The sequence below is a fragment of the Bradyrhizobium jicamae genome, from assembly GCF_001440395.1.
Classification (GTDB): Bacteria; Pseudomonadota; Alphaproteobacteria; order Rhizobiales; family Xanthobacteraceae; genus Bradyrhizobium; species Bradyrhizobium jicamae.
Genome location: NZ_LLXZ01000197.1, coordinates 145,376 through 154,204, shown reverse-complemented (window position 1 = coordinate 154,204; position 8,829 = coordinate 145,376). Strand labels below are relative to the sequence as shown.

General features: G+C 64.5%; 8 protein-coding genes. 2 read left to right on the top strand and 6 right to left on the bottom strand.

Annotated features, from left to right (window positions below; all coding sequences use genetic code 11):
- Nucleotides 1–1,205, bottom strand: a 1,205-nt coding sequence (locus CQ12_RS34510; protein WP_198164330.1) for an autotransporter-associated beta strand repeat-containing protein, incomplete at its 3' end; no start/stop codon positions are given.
- 229 nt (nt 1,206–1,434) lie between these two features.
- Between CQ12_RS34510 and CQ12_RS34505 the strand changes: the two genes are divergently transcribed.
- Nucleotides 1,435–3,108 (top strand): winged helix-turn-helix domain-containing tetratricopeptide repeat protein, encoded by a 1,674-nt coding sequence (locus CQ12_RS34505; RefSeq protein ID WP_057839720.1) that lies wholly within the window; start codon nt 1,435–1,437, stop codon nt 3,106–3,108.
- A gap of 15 nt (nt 3,109–3,123) precedes the next feature.
- Here the strand turns inward: CQ12_RS34505 and CQ12_RS34500 are convergent, their stop codons facing one another.
- Together CQ12_RS34500 and CQ12_RS34495 are read right to left on the bottom strand one after the other, a co-directional pair.
- Entirely contained in the window at nt 3,124–4,236 is a 1,113-nt protein-coding gene (locus CQ12_RS34500) for an amidase (RefSeq protein WP_057839719.1), read from the bottom strand.
- A 5-nt stretch (nt 4,237–4,241) separates the two neighbouring features.
- On the bottom strand, nt 4,242–5,135 hold the full coding sequence (locus CQ12_RS34495) for a haloalkane dehalogenase (protein ID WP_057839718.1): 894 nt from the start codon (nt 5,133–5,135) through the stop codon (nt 4,242–4,244).
- A gap of 111 nt (nt 5,136–5,246) precedes the next feature.
- Between CQ12_RS34495 and CQ12_RS34490 the strand changes: the two genes are divergently transcribed.
- Entirely contained in the window at nt 5,247–5,828 is a 582-nt protein-coding gene (locus CQ12_RS34490; protein WP_057839717.1) for a CGNR zinc finger domain-containing protein, read from the top strand.
- 262 nt (nt 5,829–6,090) lie between these two features.
- On the opposite strand, the gene CQ12_RS34485 is transcribed toward CQ12_RS34490, so the two are convergent.
- From CQ12_RS34485 to CQ12_RS34475, 3 genes are all read right to left on the bottom strand, one after another.
- Nucleotides 6,091–6,330, bottom strand: coding sequence for a PilZ domain-containing protein (locus CQ12_RS34485; protein WP_057839743.1), 240 nt, complete (start codon nt 6,328–6,330; stop codon nt 6,091–6,093).
- Nucleotides 6,331–6,494: 164 nt separating this feature from the next.
- Complete coding sequence (locus CQ12_RS34480) at nt 6,495–8,024, bottom strand: ABC transporter substrate-binding protein (RefSeq protein WP_198164328.1); 1,530 nt, start codon at nt 8,022–8,024, stop codon at nt 6,495–6,497.
- Nucleotides 8,025–8,068: 44 nt separating this feature from the next.
- On the bottom strand, nt 8,069–8,829 hold a 761-nt coding region (locus tag CQ12_RS34475), incomplete at its 5' end, for an oligopeptide/dipeptide ABC transporter ATP-binding protein (protein ID WP_198164327.1).

Here is an 8,829-nt window from a genome sequence, read left to right as displayed (position 1 = left end):
CCGCTGACGCTCAGTGTGCCGCCGTTGATCGTCGTGCCGCCGGTATAGGTGTTGGTTCCTGCCAGTGCCAGCACGCCGGTCCCGACCTTGACCAGCGAGCCGCCGGTGCCGCCGGCAGAACCGCCATCTGCGATCACGCCGGTGACCGTGGTCGACAGGTTGTTGGAGCCGACGGTCAACTCGTTGGAGCCGAGGAAATACTGGCCAGCACCGGCAATCGAGCCGGCGCTGAGCTTGTGGTCGTTGTTCACGCCAGCGCTTGGCGAGAAATCGACGATGCCGTCGTTGGTGATAGCGGCGTTATCGGCCGTACTGGTGTTGCTGAAATTCACGACAGCGCCGGCGCTGTTGGTGATGGTGGCGCTTCCGGCCTTGCTGGCGTCGCTGAAGTACAGCTGGCTGTTATTGGTTATGGATGCATTGCCGGCAGTGCTGCCCTCGGAGAAGTACAGGTTGCCGGAGTTGGCGATGGTGGAACCTCCGTCGGCCCGACTGCTGGCTTTGAAGTACAGGTCGGCGCCCGCGCTGTTGGTGATGGAGGATCCGTTGCCGGCGCGGGCCGTGTTGCGGAATTCCAGATAGGAATTGTTGGTGAGGGAGGTGCCGAAGCCGGCAAAGCTGTTCTCCTGGTACGCCATGACGTGGTTGTTGATGATGGTCGTGCCGCCGCTGAAAGTGTTGCCGTTGAACGACAGGATGTAGTTGTTGGTGATAGTGCCCTGGCCCGCCGCGCTCATGCCCCAGAAGGTCAGGAAGTCATTATTGATGATGGTGCCCCCGCTGACGCTGGAGTTGTAGAAATTCAAGCCGCCGCTGTTATTGATGGTGGAGCTGCCTCCCCAGAGGACCATGCCGCCGTCGGTGAAGCTTAGCCCACTCCCGTTGGGGATGTTGAAGGTATAGGACGAAGCACCTACGTTGAAATACCACTTGCCGACGGAGACGGGGGTCGCCAACGTCAGGTTCGTCTGGCTCGATGTACCGAAATACGCAGTGCCTGTCGGCACCGAGCCGGTGCTCCAGTTGCTGCCGGTGTTGTAGGTATTCGACCCCGGCGAGGCGAGCCATGTCGCATCCTGCGCGCGGGCCGGCGTCGCCGGTAGCGTCCAGGCCAAGGCCAGCGCCGACGAGGCCAACAACGCGGCCCGCAGCCGCCTCCCGCCGATGCCGCGCGTGGCGGCGTGATAATACCGTGTACCGAACATGTTCTGCCCCCGGCCGGCAGAGGTCCGCGCGCCTGTCCGGCATCGCAGTCCCCGTTCGGCACGACTCCCCCACATCAACTCCCCCTTTCCTCTCATTTCGCGCCGGGGACGTCCTGAAACGGCTGTTGAGACATTCTGAAATTTTTCTGATATTCGGCGTCCCTGTGCGTCTGGGCACATTTTTTCGGTCGATCCGGCACTAAATGGGGTCAGTTGCCTGTCGGAGGGGATGGTGCTGCGTTTTTCTGGTTTTGAGCTCGATCCCGAGCGCGCCGAATTGCGCTCCCCCGATGGCGGCACGATCAAGCTCCGGCCCAAGACCCTGGAAATGCTGCGGCTGTTCGCGGCCAATCCGGGACGCGTCCTCAGCAAGCAGCAATTGATGGAGGCCGTCTGGCCGAACGTTCATGTCGGCGAAGACAGCCTGTTCCAGTGCATCCGCGAAATCCGCACCGCGCTCGGCGACGACAAGCGCCAGGTGGTCCGGGTCATCTCCGGACGCGGTTACCTTTTCCAGGCCGACGTGACCGACACGGCGGCCCCTGCTCCCGAGGGCAACGCCACCGCTGCCCTGCCCCCGCACGTCGAGCCGGTTCCGCAAACCGACGCGAATCGCGAACCGGCCAGGCGCCGGTTCGATGTCAGCCTGCGAAGCAGCGCCGCGCTCGCGGCTGCAGCCGTGCTCGTCATCCTGGGAGCGGCGCTCACGCTTGTGATGGTGCGTCCCGGTCTGATCTTTGCGCGCGGGGCCACGACCATCGCCGTCATGCCGATGACGGACGCGGGCAACGATCCGCTCGTCGCCCAGATGGCCGCTGAGGTAAGCGGACGGCTGACCGACGGGCTGGCGAAGATCGAAAACATCCGCGTGCTGGCTCCGGAAACAGGCGCAGCGAAGGCCGACTTCGTGGTGAAGGGTGAACTGCAGAAGAGCGAGCAGGCCTGGACGATACGGACGCGCATGACCGAGGCGGCAACCGGCGAGGTCAAGTGGACCGCGTCCTATTCGGTCGACCTGACGGATACGGATCTGCCGATGCAGCAGTCCCGGCTCGCGGCGGGTGTCGGTCACGCCCTGGCGGTGCGCGTCAACGAATTGCTGAATGCCGACGCGTCATCGGCTGCGAAGAGCAAGGTCGTGATCGAACAGGCGACCGCCCATATCAAGCAGACTTCGCCGGAACGTTTTCAGGCGGCGCAGGCCATGCTGGAGAAGGCGCTCGCGGAAGACCCCGACAATGTCGAGGTTCAGGTCGCGCTCGCAGCATTGCTGATGCGCGGCGTGCAAATGGTGTGGCTGAGCGGACCCGAGCGCGAGGCGGCGGAGATCAAGGCCGAGGCGATGCTGCAGCAGACGCTGCGCGCCAAGCCGAACTACATCCCGGCGCACGAAGCCTATTGCCGCTTCCTCAACGCCACCAACCAGTTCCGCGCGAGCCTCGTGGCTTGCGCGAAGGCCCTGAGCTTCGATCCCTGGAACGGGATCGCGCTGTATCATGTCGGCCTTGCGCAGATTCAAACCGGACGCTTCGAGGACGCGTTGGCGACGTTCATGCAGGCGGAGCGCTTCGACACGCCGCAGGTGTCGCGCTGGACCTGGAAGATCGGCGCGGGCTGGGCCAACATGCTGATGGGCCGCGCCGAGGACGCGGTGCCGTGGCTTTTGAAGTCGATCGCGATCACATCCGCCAGCGGCCGCACGCATATGCTGCTGGCGGCGGCCTATCAGCAACTGGGCAGAACCGAGGAAGCGAGAGCGGCGATGCAAAAGGGCATGGAATTGCGCCCCGGCTCGACCTATCGCAACGTCCCGACGCCCAAGAAGAATTCCAGCCCGGTCTACATCGAAGCTACCGAACGGATCATGCAATTGATGGTCGCGGCCGGCCTGCCGGCGAGTTGAGCCCGGCCGGCGCGGCTACAGCGCCGGATGCCGACGGTGCCAGTCCGTCGCGCGCTGAAACGCGATACCGGCGCGGATCAGCATCGCTTCATCGAGATCCGCGGCCACCATCTGGAACGCAATCGGCAAACCATCGGTGCTGAACCCGCCCGGCAGGGTTAGTGTCGGCTGTCCCGTCATGTTGAAGGGAGCAGTGTAGGCCTGGAGCCTCGCGATCAGTTCCGGCTGCAGGCCCATCGTCCCCATGGTCTTCAGCGACAGCGGCGCGAACGGATGCGCCGGCACCAGCAGCAGGTCGATCGTTCCGAACAGGGCGCGCATGCGGCCGCGGAAAGCCATGCGCCGCAACAGCACGTCTTGATAGTCGAGGCCGGACAGAGCGCGTCCGGTATCGAGAACCATGCGCATCACCGGACCGTACTCCGCCCGGCGCGAAGGATAAGTCGCCCGGTGCGCGACCGCGGCTTCCACCGCGCAATTGGGCGCCCAATCGGCCACGGCCTGGGTAACGTCAGGCACCTGGACTTCGACGAATTCGGCGCCGAGCGCGGACAGCACGCGCTCCGCATCATCGAGAACCGCAAGCACCTGCGGGTCGACGTCGCTGCGGCCCCAGTCGCGATCGACGAAGCAAAGCCCGGCCGCCACCGCGACGCCCGGTCCGCTTGAAGAGATGCCCGGCCAATAGTCGGCGTTCCAGGGATTGCGGGGCGGCGTGATCTCGGGGTGATGATCAGAATAGGCGCCCTCCGTCATCTGCAGCTTGCCGAGCAGCACGGCGCCGGCTTCGCGAAGGCGCCGCACGGCGGTGGCGTCCTCGGCCGGTCTGAAGCGCTTGTGTAACGCCGTTCCCGCCGCGGTCGGCGCATCGCAGGTCCAGAACAGGTCCTTTACGGCGAGCGGCACGCCGTGCAGCGGGCCGCGATAACGACCGGCGACGATGTCGGTTTCTGCCGCCCGCGCCTCGGCCATCGCGCGCTCCGCCGTGACGACGGCGTAACTGGCGAGCGCGCCATCCAGCGTTGCGATCCGGTCGAGTTGCTGACGCGTCGCCTCCACCGGCGATATCTCGCGCGTCCGGATCAACTCCGCCAGATCAGTCAGTTCCAGGAAATGCAGATTCTTCATGGCGCTCAGCCCATCGCTCCCGCGCGGACCTTCGCGATAAAGCGAGCCAGCGCCTTGCCGACTTCGTCGGGCGCTTCCTCCTGCAGGAAGTGGGCGCCTGGGATCATGACGGTCTGCTGGTTGGGCCAGGCGCGGCAGAACTCGCGCTGCGCGCCAATCAGAAAGCCGGCGGGATCGGCGTCGATGAAAAGTTTGGGTATCGGGCTTGCGGAGAGCCAACGCGCGTAGTCGTCGACGATCGCCACGACGTCGGCCGGTTCGCCGGCGATCGGCAGATCGCGCGTCCAGGCCAGCATCGGCATGCGCGAGAGACCAGGATTGCGATAGTGGCGCCGGTAGACCTCGATCGCTTCCTCGGGGAGATGGCGCAGCGGCAGCAGATAATCGATGAACAGATTCTGCCGGAGGATCAGATCCTCGCCGCGATCGGTCCGTTGCCCCTGAAAGAAGGCACGCGTCGCCGCCGGCCATTCATCCCAGGACGCGAAGGGGCGCACGATTCCCTCCATATAGGCGATCGCCTTCACGCGCCCGGGATTACGCCGGGCCCAGTCGAATCCCAGTGCCGAGCCCCAGTCGTGGACGACGAGGATCACGTTCTGCGTCAAGCCCATCGCCTCGAACCAGGCGTCAAGATAGCGGCGATGATCGACGAACCGGTAATTGCCGTCCGGCGCAGGGCCGGAATTGCCCATGCCGACATAGTCCGGCGCCAGGCAGCGCCCATAGGGCAGCAGATACGGGATGATGTTGCGCCACAGATATGATGGCGTCGGATTGCCGTGCAGGAAGACGATCGGATCGCCTTCGCCGGCATCGACGTAAGCCATGTTGCTATCGAGCACCGCCACGCGCTTCCGGTAGGACACCTCCTCGGTCGAGATCGGGGGATGGGGCATTTGGGAATTCTCCTCTGCTCGGGCTTGCGGAACCTTCACTGCCTTCGACACCAGCTAACGCCATTAACAGGTGTTAGTTGCAGAAACCAGTAAAAAGATTATGCTGGTGTCATGAGACTTTCGGAAAAATTCCCGGTTCCCGGCGATATCGCGCTGCTGTACGATTTCGTGAACTCGATCGACCTGCGCCGATATGTCGAGCAGGGCGTCGCGCATGAGCCCGGTGACGAGTTGGAGACGCCGGCGCAACTTGAAAAATGGCTGCAGACCCGCGGCCTGCTAAAATCCGGCACAAGGATTTCGCACGCCGAGCACCGCGAAGCGCTGGAGCTGCGCACAGCCCTCAGACAGTTCCTGAGCTCCTCGCCGGCGCAGCAGAGCGCGGCGGCCATCGAGCTTGAACGCACCGCCGCCCGCTTTCCCTTGTCGGTCACGGCTTCCCGGAAGCGCTCACTCGATTTGCGGCCGGTCGTGCGGCGCGCGAGCAGCGGGCTTGGCGGCGTTCTGGCCGAGCTCGTGCGCCTGTCCGACAGCGGCAGACTTGAACGTATGAAGATATGCAGTTCCGACGAGTGCCACTGGGTCTTCTACGACCGCTCCAAGCCCGGCAATCGCCGCTGGTGTTCATCGGACCGATGCGGAAACCGTGAGAAGACCCGAGCCTATCGCGACCGCCAGCGCCGCGGCGATTGATGGCTTTGTCGGCCGTTCCGTGGCCTGCACCGGCAACGTCCCGGCCTGACTGCGGCCGGCTTCAGTCGCATCCCACCAGCTACCGAGGGCATCAAGCAGCGGCACGAATTTGAGACCTGCCGGCGTCGAGCGAGGCGACCCCGCGCTCGCGCAAAATCGTAGGGTGGACAAAGGCGCGCTTCGCGCCGTGCCCGCCATCCGGGACGCCGCTCGCAATGGTGGGCACGCTGCGTTTTGCCCACCCTACAAAATTCTTGCGCCGCTAGTCGAACGCTACGCCAACCCTGTACTCCCTGCGCCAAACGACATGGCAAGGCAGCTTCAATCCGTCCTCGGGGAGGATCAATGTGAATTCATTCGGAATACGAAGCAGGTCCGGAAAATCCAGCGCCGCGCCCGTGGTGGATATATCGCGAACGGTACAGACATACTTGTCGCCGCCATACTCGATCTTGGCGGCCTTCATGACACGGACACGTGGCGCAATCCGGGTTTCGACCATCGCGAAAACTCCGCGTGACATCAACATCAAAGGAGACAGCAATCAAAAACCGGACTATGCGGCCGAAAAATTAAATATTCCGGAATGTCGGGGCGACGGGCCGCGGTCGCGGGGCCAAATGCCCCGCGCAGTGCATATGACGAACGCACAAGTGACGTCCTGTCCTACTTCCACTTCGCCAGATAGAAGCGCGGCAGCTCGTCCGGGTACGGCGTGAAGTCGAGTTGCTTCGAATGGCCGTACGTCGTCACGTAGGTGTGCAGCGGCGCCCAGTAGGCCTGCTCGGTGATCTTCTTGATCGCGGACGAATAGGCCTCCTTGCGCGCCTCCGGATTGATGGTTGATCCGCCCTGGAGCAGCGATTTCTGCACGTCGGGGTCGCGCGCGTAGTCGTCGGCGCCGCCATCGAAGAAGTTGGGCATGATGGCCGAGACGTCGTTGATCGAATAGCTGCCCCAGCTTCCGAGATACATCCTGAGTTCGCCGGCCTTGGCGCGCTGGATCAGGGCGGCGGTCTGCAACTGGTTGAGCTTGGCGCGGACGCCGACCGCGTGCAGGTAGTTCTGGACGGATGATCCCCATTGCGGCAGCACGTAGCTTGCGAGCTCGACCTCGAAGCCGTCGGGATAGCCGGCCTCGGCGAGAAGCTTCTTTGCCTTCGCGGGATCGTAGTCGTAGGTCATCGCGGCTTCAGCATCGCAGCCGAACTGCGACGGGAAGCACGGCGCACCCGGGACGCGGCTGCCGCCGGTGACGAGCTTTTCGGCGATCGCCTTGCGGTCGATCGCGTGCCAGATCGCCTGACGCACCTTCTGCTTGGTCAGGGGATTGTCGGCGCCGGTGCGGCCGCCGGCATCGAGCGAGAGATAGCCGATCCGCATCGATTCCTTGCGCACCGCCTGCAGATGCGGCATCCGGTTCACGGCCTCTAACTGGTCCGGATTCATGTTCCAGATCCAGTCGGCACGGCCGGCGAGCAATTCCGTCATCTCGGTCGCGGCGTCAGGCACGAAGCGCACGCTCATCTTCTTGATCGTGGGCTTGCCCTTGGGGCTGCCGGCCCAGTAATCCTCGAACCGCTCGAAGTCGATGGACACACCGGGCTCGACCCTGGTGATCTTGTAGGGGCCGGCGCCGACCGGCGCCTTGGCGTAGCCTTCCGCGCCGACCTTCTCGCGATAGGCCTTGGGATAGATCGGCAGCACCAGCGCGAAATATTCCAGCGCCGCCGGGTTCGGCCGCTTCAGCGTGACGCGCACCGACAGATCGCCGGTCTTCTCGGCCTTGTCGATCCAGTTGTAGTTCGACGGCGTCGAGACGCGGCTCGCCGGATCGGCGACGAGGTTGATGGTGTAGACAACGTCGTCGGCGGTGAGCGTGCTGCCGTCGTGGAACTTGACGCCGGGCCGCAGCGTGAACTCGATCGTGGTCGGGTCCGGCAGCTTCCACTCGGAGGCGAGCAACGGCTCGAGCTTGAAGGTGTCAGGATTGCGATAGACCAGCGCGTCCCAACCCTGGTGGTGCATCACCACGCCGGTGCGCAGATTGTTGTAGAAGGGATCGATGTTGGGCAGCGCGTCGCGCATCACGATCCGCAGCGTGTCGGCTGATTTCTGCGCGGCAGCGGGCAACGCACCGGTACCCAGCAGCACCGCCGCCAGCATGGCAGCGGCGAGATTCTTTTGCATACGCATATTGCCCTCCATCTTCTTATTACAGGCGGCGTGAAACACGCCCCTCATGCCAGATGACATTCTACCATCCCCGCGGGCGGCCGGACCATGGGCGTTGGTGTCTCATGCCGGCAGCGCTCGACCGCGATGCGGCAGCGCGGGTTGAACCGGCATCCCGGCGGAATATTGGACGGATCGGGCATGGCTTCGCCGAGGCCGATATCCGGCACACCCTTGCCCGGCTCCGGCGTCAGCACGCTTTCGAGCAGCGCCTGGGTGTAGGGGTGCCGGGGGTTGCGAAACAGCGCGTCGGTTTCGTTGCGCTCGACGAAGCGGCCGAGATACATCACCGCGACTTCGCTCGCGACATGCTCGACGACGGCGAGATTGTGGCTGATGAAGAGATAGGTCAGCCCGAGATCGCGGCGCAGATCGGCCAGCAGATTGAGGATCTGCGCCTGCACCGAGACGTCGAGCGCGCTGGTCGGCTCGTCGCAGATCACGATCCGCGGCTCCAGCACCAGCGCCCGTGCAATCGCCGCGCGCTGGCGCTGCCCGCCGGAGAGTTGCGCCGGCATGCGCTCGCCCATCGCGGCCGAAAGCCCGACGCGCTCCAGAATGCCGCCGACGCGACGCTCGATCTCGCCGCGCGAGAAGGTGCCCTGGGCGGCCAGCGGCAGCGCCACGATGTCCTTGATGCGCCGTCGCGGATTGAGCGACGCGAACGGGTCCTGGAACACCGGCTGGATCAGCCTCGCCCGCGCCTTGCGGTCGAGATCGAACAGGCTCCTGCCATCGACCAGCACGGTGCCCGCCGTCGGCTGCA

Excerpts from the sequence above, each read along its gene's own strand:
- CQ12_RS34505 (WP_057839720.1), top strand. The coding sequence starts at position 1,435 with ATGGTGCTGCGTTTTTCTGGTTTTGAGCTCGATCCCGAGCGCGCCGAA.
- CQ12_RS34500 (WP_057839719.1), bottom strand. The coding sequence starts at position 4,236 with ATGAAGAATCTGCATTTCCTGGAACTGACTGATCTGGCGGAGTTGATC.
- CQ12_RS34495 (WP_057839718.1), bottom strand. The coding sequence starts at position 5,135 with ATGCCCCATCCCCCGATCTCGACCGAGGAGGTGTCCTACCGGAAGCGC.
- CQ12_RS34490 (WP_057839717.1), top strand. The coding sequence starts at position 5,247 with ATGAGACTTTCGGAAAAATTCCCGGTTCCCGGCGATATCGCGCTGCTG.
- CQ12_RS34485 (WP_057839743.1), bottom strand. The coding sequence starts at position 6,330 with ATGGTCGAAACCCGGATTGCGCCACGTGTCCGTGTCATGAAGGCCGCC.
- CQ12_RS34480 (WP_198164328.1), bottom strand. The coding sequence starts at position 8,024 with ATGCGTATGCAAAAGAATCTCGCCGCTGCCATGCTGGCGGCGGTGCTG.